Raw genomic sequence first — 20,373 nt, 5'->3', positions numbered from 1 at the left:
AGCTTAGACCCAGATATCGCAATCAACTCGTTCTAGTCCTCTCCCCCCTTGAGGGGGAGAGTTAGAGAGGGGGTGTGGATCGATCAGTCTCTCCACTCTCAAACCTTCGCGTAGTCCCGGTACCAGGCAACAAATTTCTCCAGCCCCTCGGCCAGGGAGGTCTTCGGCTCGTAGCCGAGATCGGCGCGGCTCAAGGTGAGATCGGCCCAGGTTGCCGGCACGTCGCCCGCGGCTGGCGGTTGGATGTTGCGCACAGCCTTCTGCCCGCAAGCCTGTTCCACCAGATCGATCAGGTGATTGAGGCTGACGGGCCGGTCGCTGCCGAGATTATAGAGACGGTGCGGCATCGCCTGGATGCGATCAGGCGGCCGGTCGAGGGACGCGAGCACGCCGGCCACGATATCGTCGATATAGGTGAAATCGCGCTCCACACTGCCATCGCCGAATACCTCGATCTTCTCACCCGCCAGGATCGCCTGGGTGAAGCGATAATAGGCCATGTCCGGCCGGCCCCAGGGACCAAAGACTGTGAAGAAGCGGAGGCCGGTCAGCGGCAGATGATAAAGCTGGGCATAGGAAATGCTCATCAGCTCATCGGCGCGCTTGGTGGCGGCGTAAAGCGAGGTCGGGCTGTCGACCGGATCGTCGATGGCAAACGGCACGCGCCGGCTCTTGCCATAGACCGAGCTGGAGCTGGCATAAACCAGATGCGCCAAGTTCGGCAGGTGGCGACCGAGTTCGAGAATGTTGAGATGGCCCGAAAGATTGGGCCCGACATAGTCCGTCGGATGGTCGATCGAATGCCGCACACCTGCCTGGGCCGCCAGATGAATGATCCCCGTGATCTCGTCGCGCTGCCGCTGCACAGCAGCGTGGAGTGCCGGCGCACGGCCAAGGTCGGCAAACACATAGCGGAACGCTGGATGCCGCTCCAGCCGATGCAGCCGCGCCTGCTTCAATTTGGTGTCGTAATAGGCATTCATATTGTCGACGCCCAGCACGCGCTCACCACGCTCCAGCAGAGCTTCAGCGACATGGTAACCGATGAACCCGGCAACGCCGGTGACAAGAATGGTCATGGCGGCTCAGGCCTTGACGACGTTCCGGCCGCGCCAGCCGGCACGCGCCATGGTGTTGCGGGTATCCACAATAAGTGACGCTTGCTTGCCGACGCGCTTGAAATCGATGGCATCATGGTCGGTCACGATGAGGACGACATCGGCGCGTTTCAAGTTGGCATCCGACAGCGCCTTCGAGCGGCGGCCGGCAAGATGCGGATGTTCCCGCGACGGCTTGATCTGGGTGATAATCGGATCGTGATAATCGACCTTGGCACCCTGCGCTTCCAGAAGCTCGATCAAGGTCAGCGCCGGACTTTCCCGCATGTCGTCGACATTCTTCTTATAGGCAAGACCGATGACGAGAATATGCGCCCCTTTGAGCGCCTTCGCCGCGCGCGCGTTCAAGGCTTCGCCGAGTTTCTCCACGACATAATGCGGCATGAAGGTGTTTATCTCGCCCGCCAGTTCGATGAAGCGGGTGGTGATGCCGAATTCCCGCGCTTTCCAGGTGAGATAAAAGGGATCGATCGGAATGCAGTGCCCACCCAGACCTGGGCCAGGGTAAAAGGGCATGAAGCCGAAAGGCTTGGTCTTGGCGGCGTCGATCACTTCCCAGACGTCGATACCCATGGCATCGAAGATGACCTTTAGTTCATTGACCAGAGCGATGTTGACGGAGCGGAAGATGTTTTCGGTAAGCTTCACCGCCTCGGCAGTGGCCGGACTGGACGCAGGCACTGTCTTCACGACAGCAGCATCGTAGAGCGCCAAGGCAAGCGAGAGCGCGGTAGCACCATCTCCGCCGACGACTTTGGGAATAGCCGCCGTGCCATATGTTTCGTTGCCCGGATCCTCACGTTCCGGCGAGTAGGCCAGGAAGAAATCGCGACCGCTTTTCAGGGCCTTGGTTTCGAGCGCCGGACGCACCACTTCATCGGTGGTGCCGGGATAGGTGCTGGATTCGAGCACCACCAACTGCCCGGCCTTGAGATACTTGCCAATGACCGCAGCCGTGTCGGCGACATAGCTCAAATCCGGTTCGCGCTGCTTCGAGAGCGGCGTGGGTACACAGATGATGATGCAATCCATGGATTTCAGGCCGCGGAAATCGGCACTGGCCTTGAGCGAGCCGGCCTTCACCAGCGGCGCGATGCGGCGCGCTGAGATGTGCCGGATATAGGAGCGGCCGGCATTGAGCTTCGTCGTCTTCCCCTCATCGACATCGAAGCCGGTGACGGCAAAGCCCTTTTCAGCAAAGAGGCACGCAAGCGGCAGGCCGACATAGCCAAGACCGATAATGCCGATCTTGGCGGTCTTGCCGGCGATCCGATCGCTGAGCTTTTTGGCCACTGCGTTCGGGCGGGATTTTCGCTGTTCTGCCATGACTTAGCTGCTTTCCGATTGTGTCGCCGCACCCTAGCAAAGGGCGCCGTCCCAGTCACATCCTTTGGCACATCCTTTGGCACACCCTGTTTCGCCTTGACCTTCCCATGATTGGAAGGACCATATGTAATTGGCGCCAGGATGAAGGAGTAGCTTGATGACCGCCAGCGCCACTGAACTGAGATTGGGTATTACAGGCATGACCTGCGCCGCCTGCGCCACACGCATCGAGAAGGTGCTGCGGCGGATGCCTGGCGTTGCCACCGCCGACGTCAATTTGGCCAGCGAAGAAGCTGTCGTCACGGGAAGCACCGATATCACCCGCGACGCCGTGGCCAAAGCCGTGGAGAAGGCCGGTTATGGCGTCCGCGCCGAGGATGCGCGTGCAAAGCCCGACCATGAGGCCTGGTTCCTGCTGCTGGGCGCCACCCTCACCCTGCCGTTGCTGGCGCCGATGGTCCTGGAATTGACCCTGGGCGGCATGTGGATGCTGGATCCGTGGATTCAGCTGGCCCTGGCGCTGCCGGTGCAGTTCGGGCTCGGCCTGCCGTTTTATCTCGGTGCCTGGCGCGCCATTCGCGGCTTCAGCGGTAATATGGATCTGCTGGTGGCGATGGGGACCAGCGCTGCCTTCGGCCTCAGCCTCTACATGATGGCGATAAACCCGCACCATCTCTATTTCGAATCCGCCGCCGTCATCATCGTGCTGGTGCGGCTCGGCAAATGGCTGGAAAAGCGCGCCAAGCGCCGCACCCTTTCCGCGCTCAGTGCCTTGAATGCCTTGTGGCCGGCCCAGGCGCGCGTGCGCCGCAATGGTGTCGAGAGTGACATCCCATTGCAGCAATTGGCAGCCGGCGACATCGCCCTCGTCCGTGCCGGCGAACGTGTCCCGGCCGACGGCAAGATCATCGCCGGCGACAGCGAGATCGATGAATCCCTCATCACCGGCGAGAGCCGGCCACGGCCGGTGGCTACCGGCGACCGCGTCATCGGCGGGTCGGTCAACGGCATGGGTGCCTTGGAGGTTGCCGTCGCAGCCGTCGGTGCCGAAACCACCTTGGCGCGCATCATTCGCATGGTGACGGCGGCTCAGGGTGCCAAGGCACCCATCCAGCGCCTGGCGGATCGCGTTTCGGCGATCTTTGTACCGATCGTGCTGGTGATCGCAGCGCTCACCTTGGGTGGCTGGCTGCTGCTGGGGGCCGGTATCGAGACGGCACTTATCAACGCGGTCGCTGTCCTGGTCATTGCCTGCCCCTGCGCACTCGGCCTGGCGACACCGACGGCGATCATGGTGGGCGTGGGGGCCGGTGCCAAGCGCGGCATTCTGATCCGTGATGCCGCCGCCTTGGAGATTGCCGGCGACATTACGATCGTTGCTTTCGACAAAACGGGCACGCTCACCGAAGGCAAGCCACGCCTGCAGGCGATCGAGCTCATCCCGGGCAATGACGAGAAGACAGCCCTGCACCTCGCCGCCGCTTTACAGGCAGGCAGCACCCATGCGCTGGCCGACGCGCTGCGCCGGGCTGCGGATGGCCAGGACCTGCCCCGTGCCACGGATGCGAGGGTCGTCGCCGGGCGCGGTGTCGTGGGCATGATCGACCAGCATCAATACGCGCTGGGAACGGCCAAGATGATGCAGGACAATGGTCTTGGCATCACACCGCTCGCGGAAACTGCCGCGAGACTGGCGGCGGAAGGCGCCAGCGTTTCTTATCTTGCTGAGACGGCACCGCAGCGGCGTCTCATCGCCCTCTTCGCCTTTGCCGACCAGCTGCGGCCAAGTGCCAAGCCAGCCATCGACGCGCTGCGCCATCTCGGCATCAGGACCCTGATGCTGACCGGCGACAACCAGGGTGCCGCTGCCAAGATCGCCTCCGAACTGGGGCTCGACGATGTCCGCGCCGAGTTGCTGCCGGACGACAAGACACACGCTATCGCAGCGTTGAAAGCAGATGGTGCCAAGGTTGCGATGGTTGGCGACGGCGTCAACGACGCGCCGGCGCTGGCCGCCGCCGACCTCGGCCTCGCCATGGCGACGGGTACCGACGTTGCCATTGAGACGGCGGGGATCGCATTGATGCGCGGCGACCCGGCATTGGTGCCGCAGGCCATCGGCCTGGCACGCGCCACATGCCGCAAGATCAAGGAAAACCTCGCCTGGGCCTTCGTCTTCAACCTGCTGGGCTTGCCGCTGGCGGCGCTCGGCTATCTCAGCCCGATCCTCGCGGGTGGGGCCATGGCCCTCTCCTCGGTGGCCGTTGTCACCAATGCCCTCACCCTCAATCGCTGGAGGCCGCAATGACCGATTCCCTCAACATCGGCGCTGCCGCCAAGGCCAGCGGCGTGTCAGCCAAGATGATCCGGCATTATGAGAGCATCGGTCTGTTGCCGCCGGCTGAGCGCAGCAACGGCAATTACCGGCTCTATGGTCACCACGATGTCCACAATCTGCGCTTCATTCAGCGCGCGAGATCGCTGGGCTTTCCGCTGGAGACGATCCGCGAATTGCTGGCGCTTTGGCGCAACCGGCAACGCTCCAGCTCACAGGTCAAGAAGCTCGCCCTAACCCATGTTGCCGGATTGGAGGCCAAGATCGCCGAAATGCAGGAGATGGCAGCTGCCTTGAAGCACCTTGCCCATAACTGCCACGGCGACGACCGGCCTGATTGTCCGATCCTGGATGGGCTGGCGTCAGGTGATGGCGGCCGTAAAGCTGGCTGCCACTAAGCCTCAGAAGCGGATCACCCGCTTGAGCAAGGGCAAAGGCGCATCGGTTGCTTCCTTGCCGATGCGGAAGATCAACGTTCTGCCTTTGCCAACCAGGCGATAGACGCCACCCTGGGCCAGCATCTCGTGATCGGCCGTCAGATCGGCAATGCCGTTGACGACCTTGACCGACCATTTGACCTTCTTATCGCGCCAATCTTCGATGGTGACTTCCGTCAAATCCGGCGCGATCACAATCGGCTGGCGCGTATCCATGCGAAACTTCGCCTCGGCTGCCACCGGGTCGCCTGAGATCGTCTTGTCGTCGCGAAATGCCAGCGCGGCACTCTGATTGGCCTGCTCAGGCGACAAGGCCAGCGCTATCGGATCGCAGGAGAGCTTCGTCCGGGCGACACTGCCGCCAGCGACCTCGGATTGCGCCTGGCCGATGATCACCTTGCCGCCACGGATATTTTCGCGCTGGCAGGAATTGAGATAGGAGATGATGAGGCCTTCATCGGATTTGAGCGTGATCGTCTTGCCCGCGCGCAGCAGATCAAGCGGCTCGACACCGGCGACCTTGCCGCTGGTGTCTTCGACGATTGCCACGGCCGCGTCTTCGGCATGCGCTGTCTGCCCGGCCGTCAGGACCCACAGCAAGGCACCGGCAACAGAGACCGTCATTCGAACCGCGCGCATGGTGACCATCCACTCTTTCATAGCCGGGCCAATCTTCCATAGTCGAGATGGCGAGATCGCCCACATCTAATCTCTGCAACCGCCCCGGCAAAGTGACGTCGGTCACCGCCAGGCGTCAACGGCCTGCCCCAACGAGTTCCACAGCTTTCCAGTTTGGCGTAACGGCTTAGATCCCGTTTGGGAAGAATCCTGACCGTTCGGAAAGCATATAACAGTCCGGGCCACTCAGAAATATCAGTGCCGCTACCTCGCCATCACAACATCTTTACGCCGAAACAGAGGTGATTTGAGAAGCATAGTTGCGGCGGTGCCAGGGCAATGGCAAGATCACCTGTACACAGCATGCAAAGAACGCTGGAAAATAATACCGGCGCATAACAAGCAAAATGAAACCGGGACAGGAGGGCGTTGCGTGATGGACAGGCAAGAGTTGATGGGCAAACAGGATTTTCTCAGTGCCATGAAGGCGGGCCGCATGTCGCGGCGCGATATTCTGCAGATGCTGACGGCCGCCGGCCTCACCATGACCATGCTGCCAGTCGGCCGCGCCAAAGCCGCCGATGGCGAAGCGATCTACTTTACCTGGGAAGGCTATAACGATCCGGGTTTCCACCCCGGCTACACCGCGAAATATAGCGCCGAACCGGAAGGCCCGGTGTTCGGCGACGTTGAAGAGGCCCTCACCAAGGTCAGGAGCGGCTTCAAGGTCGATCTGGTGCATCCCTGCAATCTCGATCTCAAGCGCTGGCGCGATGCGGACGTGTTGCAGAAGATCGACACCAGCCGCCTCTCCAATTGGGGCAATTTGTTCGACAGTTTGAAGAAGCTGCCTTATGCGCAGGATGAGCAGGGTGGTCAGTTCTTCATCCCGGTCGATTGGGGCAATACCTCGATCCTCTACCGTCCCGATCTCTTCGATGCGAAGGAAGAGAGCTGGAACATGCTATGGGACGAGCGCTATTCAGGCCAGATTTCCATGTCGGCCGACGCCACCGAAGCCGTCGCCATCGCTGGTATCGTGATCGGCGCCAAGGATCCGTTCAATCTTACCGACGACGAATTGGCCAAGGCCAAGGAATTGCTGGTGAAGCAAAAGCCGCTGGTGCGTTTCTATTGGGACAGCAACTCGGCGGTCGAGCAGGCGCTGGCGTCCGGCGAACTCGTGGCTTCGACCGGCTGGAACAGTTCAGTGGTGACCCTCTCCGGCCAAGGCGTAAACATCAAGTTCGCCAACCCCAAGGAAGGCATCATGAGCTATTGCTGCGGCCTGGTCCTGACCAAGGACGCACCGCATCTCGACAAGGCCTATGACCTCATTGACGCCATGATTGCCCCGGAAGCCGGCAAATGGCTGATCGAGGCGCAAGGCTATGGCCACTCCAACGCCAAATCCTTCGACCTCGTTGAAGAAAAGATCTTGGCCGAACGTGGCCTGCCGAAAGACCCGACGCAGTTCTTCAACCAGGGCATCTTCCAGCAGCCGACGCTCAACACCGACAAGGTGCAGAAGCTGTTCGAGGAAGTGAAAGCTGGCGCCTGACCCGGCCGCGGCAGGAATGCCATCTCTATGACCAGGGGCGGAATCGGCGGTGGTGGCCGCCGGTTCCGCCCCTCTCATAACCAGCTCAAATGACATGACCACGCAAACAGCGATAGATCCCACGGCACAATCGGCCAACCGTCATTCCATTCGCCCTGAATGGCTTGATGGCCTGTGGCTGATAGCGCCCACCCTGCTCATCGTCATCGGCATGATGGTGGTGCCGCTGGTCGGCATCGTTCTGGTCAGCTTCTGGACCCAGACCGGCTTTGACATCAACGCCACCTGGACGCTCGACAATTACCGTGTGCTGTTCACACCCGAAGGGTCGCTCTATCGCATCCTGATCGTGAAGTCCCTGTGGATGTCCTTTACCGCCACCCTCGCGGTCGTGCTGCTCGCCTATCCCATGGCCTATTTCATGGCCTTCCGCATCGAGCGCGCCAAGCTCATCTGGATCATCCTGCTGACCGTGCCATTCTGGACCAGCTATCTGCTGCGCATCTTTGCCTGGAAGGTGATCCTCGGCTTCAACGGCGTCATCAATTCCGGCCTTAAGGCAGTTGGCCTCATCGACAAGCCGCTGGAGTTCCTGCTCTATAATCCAACCTCGGTCACCATCACGCTCGCCCATGCCTGGGCCGCCTATGCCGTGCTGCCGATCTATGTCAGCCTGGAGAAGATCGACCGTTCCTATCTGGAAGCCGCAACTGATCTTGGTGATTCCAAATGGAAGCGCTTCTGGCGCATCACCTTCCCGCTCTCATTGCCCGGCACCATCGCCGCCATTCTGCTGGTCTTCATCCCGACGGTTGGTGACTACATCACACCCACCCTCGTTGGCGGGACGTCGGGCATCATGATCGGCAATTCCATCGTCACGCAGTTCGGCAAGGCCAGCAACGCACCGCTGGGGGCGGCACTTTCCTGCATCATGATGCTGGCGATCACGCTGGCGGTCTGTGCTTTCCTGGCCGCCATCGGTCGCAAGCGCCTCAAGGCCGCGGATATCTGAGCCATGGAAACGATCCGCAAGCATTTCAACCTGCTGTCGCTCTTTGCAGTGCTGTATCTGGCGTTCCTCTATGTGCCGGTGCTGCTCTTGCCCCTCTTCTCCTTCAACGACAACATCTATGTGACATTGCCCTTCAAGGGCTTCACCCTGAAATGGTATGAAAACCTCTTCGCCAATGCGAGCCTGCAAGCGGCACTCTGGGCCAGCGTCAAAGTGGGTATCGGCGTTGCTATCCTCAGCACCTTCTTAGGTCTGCTGGCAGCGCGCGCCATGACGCGCTATCGCCTGCCCTTCCGGCGCTCGATCTATGCGCTCATCATGCTGCCGCTGGTCATCCCCTATATGGTCATTGGTGTGTCGTCGCTGGTGATCCTGCGCCGCGCACTCGATATTGATTTGACGCTGTGGACGGTGGGGCTTTCACATGTTCTCATCACGGTGCCGCTGTCCATGCTGGTGCTGATGGCCCGCATGGAGGGTTTCGATCGCAGTCTCGAGGAAGCCTCGCGCGATCTCGGCGATTCAGCCTGGAAGAGCTTCCGACGCGTCACCCTGCCTCTGGTGATGCCTGGCATCGTGTCCAGCCTGCTGCTCTGCTTCATCACCTCGTTCGATGAATACCTTCTCGCCTTCTTCCTCGCCGGCAGCGAAACTACGCTGCCTATCTTCATTTTCAGCAGCCTGCGCTTCCCATCGAAGATTCCTGATGTGCTGGCGCTGGGCTCCCTTATCCTGATGGTCTCGATCGTGCTGGTGGTGTTTGCCGAATGGCTGCGCCGGCGCGGCGTGTCCGGCAGCGATTCATCTGTCATTTGAGGTCGACATGACGCAGCCTCCGATTTCCCGGCCAATGATCTCACTGCAATCCCTCAGCAAGCGCTTCGGCAATTTCGCTGCCGTCGATGCCGCGACCTTCGACATCGCACCTGGTGAATTTTTCTCGCTCCTTGGCCCGTCCGGCTGCGGCAAGACCACGCTCCTGCGCATGATCGGCGGTTTTGAGCGGCAGAGCGAGGGGGACATCCTCATCGACGGCGAGCCGATGGGCATCCGCCCGCCCAACCAGCGGCCGACCAACATGGTGTTCCAGAGCTACGCGATCTTTCCGCATCTCGATATCGCTGAGAACATCGCCTATGGCCTCATCAATCGCGGTTTTGACAAGGCCACTATCGCCAAGAAAGTGGCGCAGGCATTGGAGATGGTGCGCCTGGGTGGTCTCGGCAATCGTCGCACCAACCAGATTTCCGGCGGCCAGCGCCAGCGCGTGGCGTTGGCGCGCGCCATCGTCTGCGAGCCCAAGGTCCTGCTGCTCGACGAACCTTTGGGTGCCCTCGACAAAAAGCTGCGCGAAGAGATGCAGATCGAATTGCGACAGTTGCAGAAATCTCTCGGCATCACCTTCATCTTCGTGACCCACGATCAGGAAGAAGCATTGTCTCTCTCCGACCGCATCGCCGTGATGGCGCGCGGCAAGGTGCTGCAGATCGATACCGCGACAGCTCTCTATGAGCGGCCCAATTGTCGCGAGGTGGCTGGCTTCATCGGCAACATGAACTTCTTCGAAGGGCGCATCGCCAGCGTCGTGGGTGGTATCGCCGCGGTCGAAATTTCCCCCGGCCAGCATATCCGTGTGGCGGCTTCCGGCGGATCGACCCCTGGCCAGTCGGCAATCCTCGCCATCCGCCCGGAAAAGATCGATGCGGCTGCGACGGCCCCAATCGACCACGGCATCAATAATGGGAATGTCATAAAAGCCCGTGCCATGGCAGGGTCCTATCTCGGCGATCGCAGCCTCATCCTGGCCGAATGGCGCGATGGGGCGGCACCGGTCTCGGTGTCGCTGCAGAACCGAAAAGCGCAGATTGGTGCGGATTCCTTCGCACCGGAGGCGCCAATATGGTTAACTTGGCCGGTTGAAGCGGGCGTTCTTCTTAACAATTGAGTGATAGATCAGGGTTAGGGTTGCCTTATGTCGCACCGCAGCGTAAATAATTAATATGCTTTATCATGCCATCGAGGCGCAGTACCTAGCCCTGACGCCGTTTCGCATTGCTGCCGACACCTGGCGCAACCTGTTGGCCCACCCCGGCAACCCGCTGGCAGAGACCACTCTGCATCGCGCCGGCGCCGCCGCCATGGAAATCATGGCCCGTGCCGCGCGGCGCCATGGCCGCCCCGAATTCGGTATCGACCGTGTCGAGATCGACGGCAAGCCGGTGGCGATCACCGAGAAGCTGATCTATGGCGAGCCGTTCTGCCGCCTCATCCATTTTGAGCGCGTGCTGGAAAAGCCGCGCAAGGATCCGAAGATCCTGCTGGTGGCCCCTCTTTCCGGCCATTTCGCGACCCTGGTGCGTGACACGATCGAAAGCTTGGCCGCAAGCCATGAGGTCTATGTCACCGATTGGCAGGATGCACGCGAAGTGCCCTTGAGCGACGGCCGCTTCGGCTTTGACGATTATGTCGATGTGCTGATGCGCTGCCTCGGCCATATCGGCGCCGGCGTTTCAGTGCTGGCGATCTGCCAGCCGGCACCTGCCGCTATCGTTGCCACGTCATTGTTGGCCGAGGCCAAGGATCCGCTGACGCCGCGCAACCTCATCATCATGGGCGGCCCGGTCGACACCAGGCGCGGCACCACGGAAGTCACGCGTCTTGCACAGTCGCATCCGCTCTCAGCTTTCGAGGCAGCTGCCGTTCATAATGTGCCGCCGCTCCACCCCGGCGCCGGCCGGCGAGTCTATCCGGGCCTGCTGCAATTGACTGGCTTCATGTCACTGAATCCGGACCGGCATTTGAAGGCCCATGTCGACTTCCTGTGGGCGCATGCCAAGGGTGATGATCATTTTGCCAAGGCCCATCGCCGGTTCTACGAAGAGTATCTGGCTGTCATGGATCTCGACGCGCAATTCTACCTGGACACGGTCAGCATCGTGTTCCAGGAACATGCGCTGATGAAGGGAACACTGAAGCATCGCGGCCATCTGGTCGATCCCAGTGCCATCCGCAACGTTGGCCTGATGACGGTCGAAGGTGGGCGCGACGATATCACCGGCGCCGACCAGTGCCATGCGGCGCATGAGGTCTGTTCTCGCATTCCCGAAAAACTGCGCCTGCAGGTGACCGAAGAAAAGGTCGGCCATTACGGCCTGTTCAGCGGCCGCTCTTGGCGTGAACGCATCAGCCCCGCGATCGGCGCGTTCATTCGCGGAAACAAGGCGCCGTGAGCAAGGCTGCTGAAAAGCAGCCCTTCTGGAAGACGACGCCCCTTTCCAAAATGACGCCGTCGGAGTGGGAGAGCTTGTGCGATGGCTGCGGCAAGTGCTGCCTGGTCAAGCTGCGCGACGCCGATACCAACCAGGTCCTCTTCACCAACATCGCCTGCAAGCAGCTCGATCTTCGGAGCTGTCGCTGCAAGGATTACACCAACCGCAAGGACATCGTGCCGGATTGCGTGCAGTTGGGGCCACGCAATCTTGGCCGCATCGACTGGCTGCCGGAAACCTGTGCTTATAAATTGGTGCATCAAAAGCAGGATCTGCCCTGGTGGCATCCGCTGATCTCGGGCGACCCCAAGACGGTGCATCAGGCCGGGATCTCCGTACGCAAACGTGCGATTTCAGAAACGCGCGCCGGCGAGCCCGAGGATCACATCGTCGATTGGATTAGTTAAGCGTCTTTCGCCTAGGCGTCCTCTCTGGGCAGCCAGGGAATGCGCGCGACCTCGATGCCTTCTTCCGACAATTCGCGGTGCTGCTCTTCGCTGGCCTCGCCAAAGATGCCGCGGGCATCCGCTTCGCCGTAATGGATCTTGCGCGCCTCATCGGCAAACTTGTCGCCGACATAGTCGCAATTCTCTTCCACCTGGCGGCGGACCTCGACCAATTGCTCGCGCATGTTCTTGGCCAGGATCGCCATGTTCTGGGCCGGGCTCTTCTCGCCCTTGCTGCCTATACGGGGTGCCATCAAGGCCTTGCCGACCTTGCGGTCGCCACAATCGGGGCATTCCACCAGGCCACGCGCCAATTGGCGGTCGGCGGTGCCGCCGTCCTTGAACCAGATATCGAAGCTGTGGCCTTTGCCACAATTGAGCTGAAACACGATCATCGTCACACTTGCCTTCGCTGCGCGGCTGCCGTCGATGGAAATCCACGCAACAGCTGCGCCAGTCCCAACCGGCTCAGTATCGCCGGTATTTCTTAAGAATATAGAAGCTGGCGGCAAAAATGCTACCCTCCGGCCTGCGACCGCAAGCCTAGTTTGACCACAGTGTGTGATTTGGCCTTGTCCTCCATCATCTCTCCACCCTCGCCTTGGGTCGTTCAGCATGCCCCCCGGATCGCTTCTGCCGGGTGGGTGCTCGATCTTGCCGCCGGCAACGGGCGGCACACCCATTTCCTGCACAACCAAGGCCATCCCGTGATCGCCGTCGACCGCGATGTGGCGGCATTGCAAGCCCTCGCAGAAGGCTGGCGCGACGGGCCGCCGGTCGACATCCTGGCTGCCGATCTCGAGGATGGCGCGCCCTGGCCGCTGGCGGACCGCCGCTTTGCCGGGATCGTGGTCACCAATTACCTGCACCGGCCATTGTTCCAGCATCTGGCATCGGCCTTGGCGCCCGGCGGTCTGCTGATCTATGAAACCTTCGCCGCCGGCAATGAGCGCTTCGGCAGGCCCAGCAACCCGGACTTCCTTCTGGCGCCGGGCGAGTTGCTGGCCTTTTCGCAAAGAGCCGGTTTGACCGTGCTCGGATATTTCAGTGGTGAGGTGACGCAGCCGAAGCCGGCGGTGGTGCAACGCCTGGCTGCAAGGGCGCCTGTCCAGCGCGCGCGGCTGCCGTGTGGTCGCGCAGTTTGAGAAGCAGCACCGACCCTACCAGGACGAGGGCGCTGACATTGGCCAGAATCAGCGAGGCCGAGCCGATCACCAGTCCATAGGTCAGCCACAGGATTTGTCCGGCGAACATCATCAGATACATGATGAGCGAGACATCGCGGGCCGAACCGTTGCGCCAAATCCGCAAAGCCTGCGGCAGGAAGCTCAATGTGGTCGTGCAGGCAGCCAGAACGCCGATCGCCTCGACCCAAAAATCACCGGGAGTAGCCATGAAAGGTCAGGTCGCTTTCCCGGATTTGGGGTGCTCACCCTTGGCCAGTTTCTCGATCCGATAGCGGCACATGGCATCGTCGACTGTCGACCAGGCATGGCGCGACCAGGCGGTCTTGGCATCGTCGTAGCTGTCGAAGGGACCAAACCACTGCTCACCACCGCCGGGTGCTGGTTCGCTAAAGGTGGTGTCGCAATAGGGGCCGCCGACGACCCAGAAGCAGATATCGCCGCCTTCTTCCTCAATGCGGAACCGGGCGTGGGCCTGATCGACCGTTTCCCAGGCGCGCTTCTGCCAGGCAGCTTTGGCTTCTTCATAGGTGGCAAAGGGGCCGATACGCTCTTCCTTGCCGCCGCCTTGGATGCGGTCGAAATTCGTGTCGGCATAAGCACCGCCGATCACCCAGAAACGCGTCATGATCTTTTTCGGTTCCTTTGCGCTTGCGCGGGCTACACACCCCGCCCAAAAACCGTGCTAACCTGCTAATTCTTAACTGGATTTCGAGTCGGCAGCAAAGCATAAATAGCATAAGTGCGTGTGCGCCCACTCGTATTCCGGCGACGATTATAAAAAGCCAAGGTAAAGATCTTATGACCCAGGACATGCGACCGGAAGATTTCAAGGCGGTCTATGATCGCTTCCAGGCCAACGTGTCGCGCTTCGATTGCGGCCGGTTCTGCGCCCCCCTCAATGAGGGCCAGCCGGTCTGCTGCGACACGGGCCATGCCATTCCGGTGGTCGACAAGCCGGAGTTCGAACTGCTGAAAAGCCGGACCGACCTGTGGCACAAGTACAAGCCGACCGATGCCAACGCCCGCAAGATCGTCGCCGAATTGCATAAGGGGTGCATGGCCGTCGAGTGCAAAGGGGCGCGCTTTTGCGAGCGTGACAACCGCACCCTCGCCTGCCGCGCCTTCCCCTTCTATCCCTATTTCGACAAAAAGGGCGAGCTGCTGGGCCTTGGCACGTACTGGATCTTTGCCGACCGCTGCTGGCTGATTTCCAACATGCAGGTGGTAGAACGGGAATTCATCAAGGAATTCATCGACGCCTACGAATATGTCTTCATGCGCGATTCCGAGGAGAAGGACGCCATGAAGCGCCACTCGGCCAATCATCGGCGCATCTCGACCAGGTATAACAAGCCGATCCTGCTCATTGGCAAGAAGGGCGGCTTCCTGAAGATCATGCCGCGCACGGCGGAAGTCCGCCCGGCCAGCACCAAGGACATGGTCAAGACCGGCCCCTACAAAAGCCCCCGCGCCTATGCCCGCGCGGTGAAGGAAGCCGGCGGCGAGATGCCGGCGCAATCGCCCTTCATCGACTGATACCCGCCATGAGCCAGCTTGCAAATACGATGCATTCGCTGCGGTCGTTCCCCGCAACTTTGCGGGCGTTCATCGCCGACACCCCGGCGGATGCCCTGGATTGGCGGCCGGAAAGCTGGGAGGGCATCCCCAGCGAGATGCTGACCGTCCGGCAGCAGGTCTGCCATGTGCGTGATATCGAGATCGATGGTTACGCCCTGCGCTTTCAGCGACTGCTGCGGGAGACCGACCCAATCCTTGAGTCCATCGACGGCTACGAGCTGATCGAGAGCCGGCAATATGATCATACCGAGATAGAGACTGCCTTCAGCGCCTTCGAAAAGGCGCGCGTCGGCACAATGCATATGCTTGAAGCAGTCCGGCCGGATGATCTCAACCGTCGCGGGACCTTCGAAGGGTATGGCACCGTCACGGTGAAGGGTCTCATCCATTTCCTGTGCAGCCATGATCAGCAACATTTGGCCGGCATCCAATGGCTGGTCGGCATGCACGCTGCAGCAGCACGCGTCTGAGAGTGCGCCGATAGCGGCTTGACACTGATTGGCATGGGCTTCCAATCTGGCGCCAGCCAGAGCGGAGCCCTAAAGCGGAGCCAGTGCCAGCAGATGTCGCAATCCTTCCCGCATCTATTCCAGCCGCTGACCCTGCGTCACAAGACGCTGAAGAACCGGATCGTCTTCGGTGCGCATACCGCCAACATGAGCGTCGATGGCTGGCCGAGCGACCGGCATCTCGGCTATTACCGCGAACGTGCCCGGGGTGGCGTTGCGATGATCGTGGTGGAGCCGGTGCCGGTCAACAAGGCTGCCGTCCTCACGCGCGGCAACTTTCGTCCCAATGATGATGGAATCATTCCGCATTTCCGGCGCATCACCGACGCCTGCCATGAACATGGCACGGTGATGATCCAGCAGCTCTATCATGTCGGTGCCCATGGTGATTGGGACAATTCCTTTGAGGCCAGCCATTCGCCTTCCGGCGCGCCCTCCATGCACGATATGGATGGCAGCCACCGCATGACGGTGCGCGAAATAGAGAGCACGATTGCTGATTTCGCCGACGCAGCCGGCCGTGCCAAGGCATCGGGCTATGACGGGATCGAGTTGATGGCGGCCTACAACGCCATCATCGAGCAATTCTGGTCGCCGCAGGCCAACCGCCGTGACGATGCCTATGGCGGGTCGTTCGAGAAGCGCATGAAATTCTCAGCCGATCTCCTCACCGCACTCCGCCGCAAGGTGGGTGAGGACTTCATCATCGGCATGGCGATCAGCCTCGATCCCGGCAGTCCGGCAGCGCTCAGCATCGAACAGCAGATCGAGATCGCCCAGTGGCACGAGGCGCGCGGACTCTACGACTACATCACGCTGGGCACCGGCAGCTATTTCGACTTCACCAAGATCATTCCGCCCTTCGTCTATGAAGATAAAATGGGCGCCCCCTTTGCCGAGGCGATGAAGGCTGCGCTCAAAACCGTGCGCGTGCAGGCGGAAAGCCATATCCGGACACCGGAGAATGCCGATTACGTCATTGCCTCCGGCCAGGCGGATACGGTCAGCATCGTGCGTGGCCAGATCGCCGACCCGCACCTCGCCAACAAGGCGAAAGAAGGTCGGCCGGAAGATGTGCGCGGTTGCATTTCCTGCAACCAGATGTGCTGGGGCAGGCGTTCGCGCGATTACTGGATCTCCTGCCTCATCAACCCCTCGGCCGGCAGGGAATTCGAATGGGGTGGCGATACTTTCACGGCAGCCCCCCGCCCAAAGAAGGTGCTGGTCGTCGGTGGCGGCCCCGGTGGCCTGGAAGCAGCCCGTGTCGCCGCGGAACGCGGCCACCATGTCATCCTGGCGGAGGCCACCGACAAATTGGGCGGGCAATTCCGCCTCGCCGGTCTGCAGCCGCGCCGCGGCCAGATCACCGACCTCATCACCTGGTACGAAGGGCAACTGACCAAGCTGCAGGTCGAGATCCGCACCAACACCTATCTGGAACGAGCCGATATCGCCGATATCGGTGCCGATGAGGTGGTGCTGGCGACGGGATCGCAACCCAGCATGAGCGGCTGGCAGCGCGGCCTCGCCCATCGCGACACAATGCCCGGCGTGGACGGTGCAAATGTCTGGTCGGTCGAGGATGTCATGCGGCGCGCGGCGCGGCTAGGCAAGCGCGTCCTTCTGCTGGACGATTCCGGCAATTGGCGCGGCCCGGGCACGGCCTGGCATCTGGCGGAAAAGGAGCATGAGGTTACGTTGTTGACGTCGGACGCCTATGTTGGCCGCGATCTGGCACGGACGGCCGCCGATTTTCCGATGCGCTCGCGCCTCAAGAAACTGGGCGTCACCTTCATCACCGATTCCGTCATCCTGGCATGGCATGGCAATGCTGCCACGATCCGCGATCTGTCGACAGGTACCGAGCAGCGCCTGCCCTTCGATGCGCTCGTGCTGGCGACCACCAACATGGCGGACAATGGCCTGCAGACAGACATGCAGGCGGCCGGTATGACGCACCATGCCATCGGCGATTGCCTGGCACCGCGACAGGCGGCCGCGGCAATCTTCGAAGGGCGTCGCCTCGCCCTCAGCCTTTAGGATCGTCACTTATGCTGCATCTAGGCCCCGACCGCATCCATGCGCTGGCCGATTATCCGGGGCTGATTGCAGCCCTCAAGACCATGAACCGGCGCGGGGTCGATGTCATCGACCGCATGCTGCTGGGTCAGAAACAGGGGGCAACACAGAATGACTGGCTGTTGCTGCCGGCCTGGAGCTTTGATGCTTATTTCGGCATCAAGCTGGTCAGCGTGTTTCCCGGCAATCCGGCCAAGTCGTTGCCGGCGGTGCAGGGTCTTTATGCCCTGTTCGACGGCAAGACGGGCGCTGCCATCGCGACGCTGGATGGCGCGGCCCTGACCCTGGTCAAGACCGCCGCCAATTCAGCGATGGCAGCCGACCTCCTCAGCCGGCCGGATTCCAGCATCCTTCTGGTCTGCGGCGGCGGCGCTTTGGCGCCGCATCTCATTGCCGCACACTGTGCGACGCGGCCGATCCAACGCGTTCTATGGTGGAACCGCCGGCCGGAGGCGCTCGATGCCGGTCCCTTGCGCGCCCTGGGCCTGCCCGTCGAGATCACGATCGATCTGCCGGAGGCTGCGCAGCAGGCGGACATCATCTCGACAGCCACCAGGGCGACCGCGCCGCTCATCCAGGGCGACTGGCTACAGCCCGGCTGCCACCTTGATCTCGTGGGCGGCTATCTGCCGGAGATGCGTGAGGCGGATGATGCCGCGTTCCGCCGCGCCGCGCGGCATTATATCGACGCGCGCCTGACGACCATCGGTGTCGTCGGCGATGTCTGCGCACCGATCGCATCGGGACTGGCCGCCGCCGAGGATTTCACCGACATGTTTGAGCTCAACCGCGGCGAAAGGCCGGGACGATTGTCGACGGACGAGATCACCTGGTTCAAATCCGGCGGCGGCGGCCATGAGGATTTGGCCGTGGCTCAGTACCTTTTTGAAAAGCAGCGGGCTGCACCTTAAGGATTCCCCACCATTTCAGCCCTGCACCCGGTCACGGGCCGTTATGCCGCTATTCGATATTAGAGGCTGGCAGGGTGAAATTTTTGTGCTTTAGTTGACGTCAAGAGCTACCTCCCGGCAAAGATCGGGGCCCGGCAACGGGTTTTGGGCTCAGGGATGGCTGAGGGGACATGCTGGCATTTTTGTCCAAGCGGATAGCTTTGCTCATTTTCACGATGCTGGTGGTCTCGGCGCTGGTCTTTGCCGCGTTCGAGTACACGCCGGGTCAGGTGGCACGGAAGGTCCTGGGGCCGTTTGCGACCCAGAACCAGGTCGATATCCTGACGGAAAAGATGGGTCTCAACCGACCGGTGATCGTCCGCTATGGCGAATGGCTGGGCAACACCTTGTCCGGCGATCTCGGCTATTCGACCCTCTATAAGACCGAGGTCAACACCATCATCTGGGACCGGCTGGGCAACACTTTGCTGCTCGCCGGCACGGCCTTTGCCGTGATCGTGCCGCTGTCAATCATTCTGGGCATCGCCGCCGGCATGCGCGAGGGGTCGTTTCTGGACCGAAGTATCTCGGTCGCCAGTATCGTCACCACATCGGTTCCGGAATTTGCCTCCGGCGTGTTCCTTGCCAGCATCTTTGTCATCTGGCTGGGTTGGCTGCCCGGCACCTCGCCCCTTGAGACCGGCACCGGCTGGTCCATCTGGCAGCAATTGGTCCTGCCTGTCGCCGTGATGGTGCTTTATGATCTGGGTTATGTCGTGCGCATGGTGCGCGCGTCCATGGTCGAGGTGATGACGCGGCCCTATATCCGCACCGCCGTCCTCAAGGGCCTGAGCTTTCGCGCCGTCATCATGAAGCATGCTTTGCGTAATGCCATGATCGCTCCCTTCACCGTCATCCTGCTACAGATCAACTATCTGGTCACCGGCGTCGTCGTGGTCGAAGCGGTCTTTGCCTATCCCGGTTTTGGCCGCATGCTGCTGGAAGCAGCCCTGTCCCAGGATGTCGCCGTGGTCGAAGCCGGCGCCCTATTCGCAGTGCTGATCTCGGTCTGCACGCAGATTGCCGGTGATCTCGGCTATATGATGCTCAACCCACGCATTCGCTTCAGCTAAGGCAGGGCAATAATGGCTAAAGACGGCGTTATCGCCTCGACATGGAATCGGGTGAAACTGCTGAAGGAATCGCCAGTCGGCATGATTGGCGCCTTCCTGGTGTTTTTCTGGGTCTTCGTGGCGATTTTTGCGCCGCTCGTTGCCCCGTTTGATCCTAATGCCAACAATATGGACGCCCTGATGTCGCCACCGACCAGCACTTACTGGCTCGGCACCGACAATTCAGGCCGCGATATCCTGTCACGCATCATCTGGGGTTCGCGCACCGTGTTCGAGGTGGCCCCGATCGCCGTGCTTTGCGCCTATATCATCGGCTGCATGCTGGGCCTGATGGCTGGTTATTATCGTGGCTGGGTCGACGACCTCATCAACCGCATCTCGGATATCGTGCTGTCGTTTCCGGCCATCGTCCTCTACATCATCGTCATCATGAAGCTGGGCCCGTCGGGCATCAATATTATCATCGCCGTCATCTTCATTTCCTCGCCGCAAATCACGCGTATCGTGCGCGGCATGACGCTGGAGCTGCGCGAGCGGGAATATGTCGCCGCAGCCAAGATGCGTGGTGAGTCGGCACTCTACATCATGCTGGTGGAGATTCTGCCCAATGCCCGCGGGCCTCTCATCGTGGATGCCTGCTTGCGCCTTGGTTACACCACCATTGCCATCGGCGTGCTTGGTTTCCTGGGACTGGGCCTGCCGCCGCCCGATCCCGATTGGGGCGGCATGGTCAAGGAAACCTATGCCATGATGTCAATTTTCCCGCATATGTCGCTGTTTCCTGCTGCCGCCATTTCGTCACTGGTCGTTGGCCTCAGTCTGCTGGCCGACGGCGTGCGTGAGATCAGMATCCGCGACTAATTGGTAGACGA

The 20,373-nt window shown here is 61.0% G+C and carries 21 protein-coding genes; 15 read left to right on the top strand and 6 right to left on the bottom strand.

Annotated features, from left to right (window positions below; genetic code table 11):
* Positions 1-98: 98 nt before the first annotated feature.
* Positions 99-1,079, bottom strand: a complete 981-nt coding sequence (locus tag AC1DWZ_RS10500) for an NAD-dependent epimerase/dehydratase family protein (protein ID WP_477168835.1) — start codon at positions 1,077-1,079, stop codon at positions 99-101.
* Between the two features lie 6 nt (positions 1,080-1,085).
* Positions 1,086-2,444, bottom strand: a complete 1,359-nt coding sequence (locus tag AC1DWZ_RS10495; RefSeq protein WP_477168834.1) for a nucleotide sugar dehydrogenase — start codon at positions 2,442-2,444, stop codon at positions 1,086-1,088.
* A gap of 157 nt (positions 2,445-2,601) precedes the next feature.
* Between AC1DWZ_RS10495 and AC1DWZ_RS10490 the strand changes: the two genes are divergently transcribed.
* Both AC1DWZ_RS10490 and cueR read left to right on the top strand, forming a co-directional pair.
* Positions 2,602-4,752, top strand: a complete 2,151-nt coding sequence (locus AC1DWZ_RS10490) for a heavy metal translocating P-type ATPase (RefSeq protein WP_477168833.1) — start codon at positions 2,602-2,604, stop codon at positions 4,750-4,752.
* Positions 4,749-5,177 (top strand): Cu(I)-responsive transcriptional regulator, encoded by a 429-nt coding sequence (gene cueR / locus AC1DWZ_RS10485; RefSeq protein WP_477168832.1) that lies wholly within the window; start codon positions 4,749-4,751, stop codon positions 5,175-5,177. Before AC1DWZ_RS10490 ends, cueR begins: the two co-directional genes overlap by 4 nt.
* 3 nt (positions 5,178-5,180) lie before the next feature.
* On the opposite strand, the gene AC1DWZ_RS10480 is transcribed toward cueR, so the two are convergent.
* Entirely contained in the window at positions 5,181-5,855 is a 675-nt protein-coding gene (locus AC1DWZ_RS10480; protein ID WP_477168831.1) for a hypothetical protein, read from the bottom strand.
* 415 nt (positions 5,856-6,270) lie between these two features.
* Between AC1DWZ_RS10480 and AC1DWZ_RS10475 the strand changes: the two genes are divergently transcribed.
* The 6 genes from AC1DWZ_RS10475 (at position 6,271) to AC1DWZ_RS10450 (ending at position 12,086) form a co-directional block, all read left to right on the top strand.
* Positions 6,271-7,395, top strand: a complete 1,125-nt coding sequence (locus AC1DWZ_RS10475) for an ABC transporter substrate-binding protein (protein WP_477169494.1) — start codon at positions 6,271-6,273, stop codon at positions 7,393-7,395.
* A 94-nt stretch (positions 7,396-7,489) separates the two neighbouring features.
* Positions 7,490-8,410: an ABC transporter permease gene (locus AC1DWZ_RS10470; protein ID WP_477168830.1), complete on the top strand. Its 921-nt coding sequence runs from the start codon at positions 7,490-7,492 to the stop codon at positions 8,408-8,410.
* A gap of 3 nt (positions 8,411-8,413) precedes the next feature.
* Positions 8,414-9,226, top strand: coding sequence for an ABC transporter permease (locus tag AC1DWZ_RS10465; protein ID WP_477168829.1), 813 nt, complete (start codon positions 8,414-8,416; stop codon positions 9,224-9,226).
* A 7-nt stretch (positions 9,227-9,233) separates the two neighbouring features.
* Positions 9,234-10,355: an ABC transporter ATP-binding protein gene (locus tag AC1DWZ_RS10460; protein WP_477168828.1), complete on the top strand. Its 1,122-nt coding sequence runs from the start codon at positions 9,234-9,236 to the stop codon at positions 10,353-10,355.
* Between the two features lie 55 nt (positions 10,356-10,410).
* Entirely contained in the window at positions 10,411-11,640 is a 1,230-nt protein-coding gene (locus AC1DWZ_RS10455) for a polyhydroxyalkanoate depolymerase (protein ID WP_477168827.1), read from the top strand.
* Entirely contained in the window at positions 11,637-12,086 is a 450-nt protein-coding gene (locus AC1DWZ_RS10450) for a YcgN family cysteine cluster protein (protein WP_477168826.1), read from the top strand. Before AC1DWZ_RS10455 ends, AC1DWZ_RS10450 begins: the two co-directional genes overlap by 4 nt.
* 11 nt (positions 12,087-12,097) lie before the next feature.
* Here AC1DWZ_RS10450 and AC1DWZ_RS10445 read toward each other — a convergent pair whose 3' ends face one another.
* Positions 12,098-12,520 (bottom strand): DUF1178 family protein, encoded by a 423-nt coding sequence (locus AC1DWZ_RS10445; protein WP_477168825.1) that lies wholly within the window; start codon positions 12,518-12,520, stop codon positions 12,098-12,100.
* 177 nt (positions 12,521-12,697) lie between these two features.
* Here AC1DWZ_RS10445 and AC1DWZ_RS10440 point away from each other — a divergent pair, with 177 nt between their 5' ends.
* The gene (locus AC1DWZ_RS10440; protein WP_477168824.1) at positions 12,698-13,270 is read left to right on the top strand and encodes a class I SAM-dependent methyltransferase; all 573 of its coding nucleotides are present in this window, start codon (positions 12,698-12,700) and stop codon (positions 13,268-13,270) included.
* On the opposite strand, the gene AC1DWZ_RS10435 is transcribed toward AC1DWZ_RS10440, so the two are convergent.
* Entirely contained in the window at positions 13,170-13,520 is a 351-nt protein-coding gene (locus tag AC1DWZ_RS10435; protein WP_477168823.1) for a SemiSWEET family sugar transporter, read from the bottom strand. The two genes, AC1DWZ_RS10440 and AC1DWZ_RS10435, sit on opposite strands and share 101 nt — an antisense overlap.
* Before the next feature lie 6 nt (positions 13,521-13,526).
* On the bottom strand, positions 13,527-13,937 hold the full coding sequence (locus tag AC1DWZ_RS10430; RefSeq protein ID WP_477168822.1) for a DUF4170 domain-containing protein: 411 nt from the start codon (positions 13,935-13,937) through the stop codon (positions 13,527-13,529).
* 173 nt (positions 13,938-14,110) lie between these two features.
* Here AC1DWZ_RS10430 and AC1DWZ_RS10425 point away from each other — a divergent pair, with 173 nt between their 5' ends.
* The 6 genes from AC1DWZ_RS10425 to AC1DWZ_RS10400 all read left to right on the top strand — a co-directional run bounded on the left by AC1DWZ_RS10425 (position 14,111) and on the right by AC1DWZ_RS10400 (position 20,362).
* Positions 14,111-14,848, top strand: a complete 738-nt coding sequence (locus AC1DWZ_RS10425; protein WP_477168821.1) for a hypothetical protein — start codon at positions 14,111-14,113, stop codon at positions 14,846-14,848.
* Between the two features lie 8 nt (positions 14,849-14,856).
* Entirely contained in the window at positions 14,857-15,360 is a 504-nt protein-coding gene (locus AC1DWZ_RS10420) for a DinB family protein (RefSeq protein ID WP_477168820.1), read from the top strand.
* A 93-nt stretch (positions 15,361-15,453) separates the two neighbouring features.
* Entirely contained in the window at positions 15,454-17,439 is a 1,986-nt protein-coding gene (locus AC1DWZ_RS10415) for an oxidoreductase (RefSeq protein ID WP_477168819.1), read from the top strand.
* 11 nt (positions 17,440-17,450) lie between these two features.
* On the top strand, positions 17,451-18,389 hold the full coding sequence (locus AC1DWZ_RS10410) for a bifunctional Delta(1)-pyrroline-2-carboxylate/Delta(1)-piperideine-2-carboxylate reductase (RefSeq protein WP_477168818.1): 939 nt from the start codon (positions 17,451-17,453) through the stop codon (positions 18,387-18,389).
* A gap of 170 nt (positions 18,390-18,559) precedes the next feature.
* Positions 18,560-19,501 carry an ABC transporter permease gene (locus AC1DWZ_RS10405; protein WP_477168817.1) on the top strand — a complete coding sequence of 314 codons (942 nt, stop codon included), beginning with the start codon at positions 18,560-18,562 and terminating at the stop codon, positions 19,499-19,501.
* 12 nt (positions 19,502-19,513) lie between these two features.
* Positions 19,514-20,362, top strand: coding sequence for an ABC transporter permease (locus AC1DWZ_RS10400; protein ID WP_477168816.1), 849 nt, complete (start codon positions 19,514-19,516; stop codon positions 20,360-20,362).
* Positions 20,363-20,373: the final 11 nt, after the last annotated feature.

The organism is Dongia sp. P2_B8 (genome assembly GCF_056404715.1).
This window is presented reverse-complemented; position numbering and strand designations above follow the sequence as displayed.

Excerpts from the sequence above, each read along its gene's own strand:
- AC1DWZ_RS10500 (WP_477168835.1), bottom strand. The coding sequence starts at position 1,079 with ATGACCATTCTTGTCACCGGCGTTGCCGGGTTCATCGGTTACCATGTC.
- AC1DWZ_RS10495 (WP_477168834.1), bottom strand. The coding sequence starts at position 2,444 with ATGGCAGAACAGCGAAAATCCCGCCCGAACGCAGTGGCCAAAAAGCTC.
- AC1DWZ_RS10490 (WP_477168833.1), top strand. The coding sequence starts at position 2,602 with ATGACCGCCAGCGCCACTGAACTGAGATTGGGTATTACAGGCATGACC.
- cueR (WP_477168832.1), top strand. The coding sequence starts at position 4,749 with ATGACCGATTCCCTCAACATCGGCGCTGCCGCCAAGGCCAGCGGCGTG.
- AC1DWZ_RS10480 (WP_477168831.1), bottom strand. The coding sequence starts at position 5,855 with ATGCGCGCGGTTCGAATGACGGTCTCTGTTGCCGGTGCCTTGCTGTGG.
- AC1DWZ_RS10475 (WP_477169494.1), top strand. The coding sequence starts at position 6,271 with ATGGACAGGCAAGAGTTGATGGGCAAACAGGATTTTCTCAGTGCCATG.
- AC1DWZ_RS10470 (WP_477168830.1), top strand. The coding sequence starts at position 7,490 with ATGACCACGCAAACAGCGATAGATCCCACGGCACAATCGGCCAACCGT.
- AC1DWZ_RS10465 (WP_477168829.1), top strand. The coding sequence starts at position 8,414 with ATGGAAACGATCCGCAAGCATTTCAACCTGCTGTCGCTCTTTGCAGTG.
- AC1DWZ_RS10460 (WP_477168828.1), top strand. The coding sequence starts at position 9,234 with ATGACGCAGCCTCCGATTTCCCGGCCAATGATCTCACTGCAATCCCTC.
- AC1DWZ_RS10455 (WP_477168827.1), top strand. The coding sequence starts at position 10,411 with ATGCTTTATCATGCCATCGAGGCGCAGTACCTAGCCCTGACGCCGTTT.
- AC1DWZ_RS10445 (WP_477168825.1), bottom strand. The coding sequence starts at position 12,520 with ATGATCGTGTTTCAGCTCAATTGTGGCAAAGGCCACAGCTTCGATATC.
- AC1DWZ_RS10435 (WP_477168823.1), bottom strand. The coding sequence starts at position 13,520 with ATGGCTACTCCCGGTGATTTTTGGGTCGAGGCGATCGGCGTTCTGGCT.
- AC1DWZ_RS10430 (WP_477168822.1), bottom strand. The coding sequence starts at position 13,937 with ATGACGCGTTTCTGGGTGATCGGCGGTGCTTATGCCGACACGAATTTC.
- AC1DWZ_RS10425 (WP_477168821.1), top strand. The coding sequence starts at position 14,111 with ATGACCCAGGACATGCGACCGGAAGATTTCAAGGCGGTCTATGATCGC.
- AC1DWZ_RS10420 (WP_477168820.1), top strand. The coding sequence starts at position 14,857 with ATGAGCCAGCTTGCAAATACGATGCATTCGCTGCGGTCGTTCCCCGCA.
- AC1DWZ_RS10415 (WP_477168819.1), top strand. The coding sequence starts at position 15,454 with ATGTCGCAATCCTTCCCGCATCTATTCCAGCCGCTGACCCTGCGTCAC.
- AC1DWZ_RS10410 (WP_477168818.1), top strand. The coding sequence starts at position 17,451 with ATGCTGCATCTAGGCCCCGACCGCATCCATGCGCTGGCCGATTATCCG.
- AC1DWZ_RS10405 (WP_477168817.1), top strand. The coding sequence starts at position 18,560 with ATGCTGGCATTTTTGTCCAAGCGGATAGCTTTGCTCATTTTCACGATG.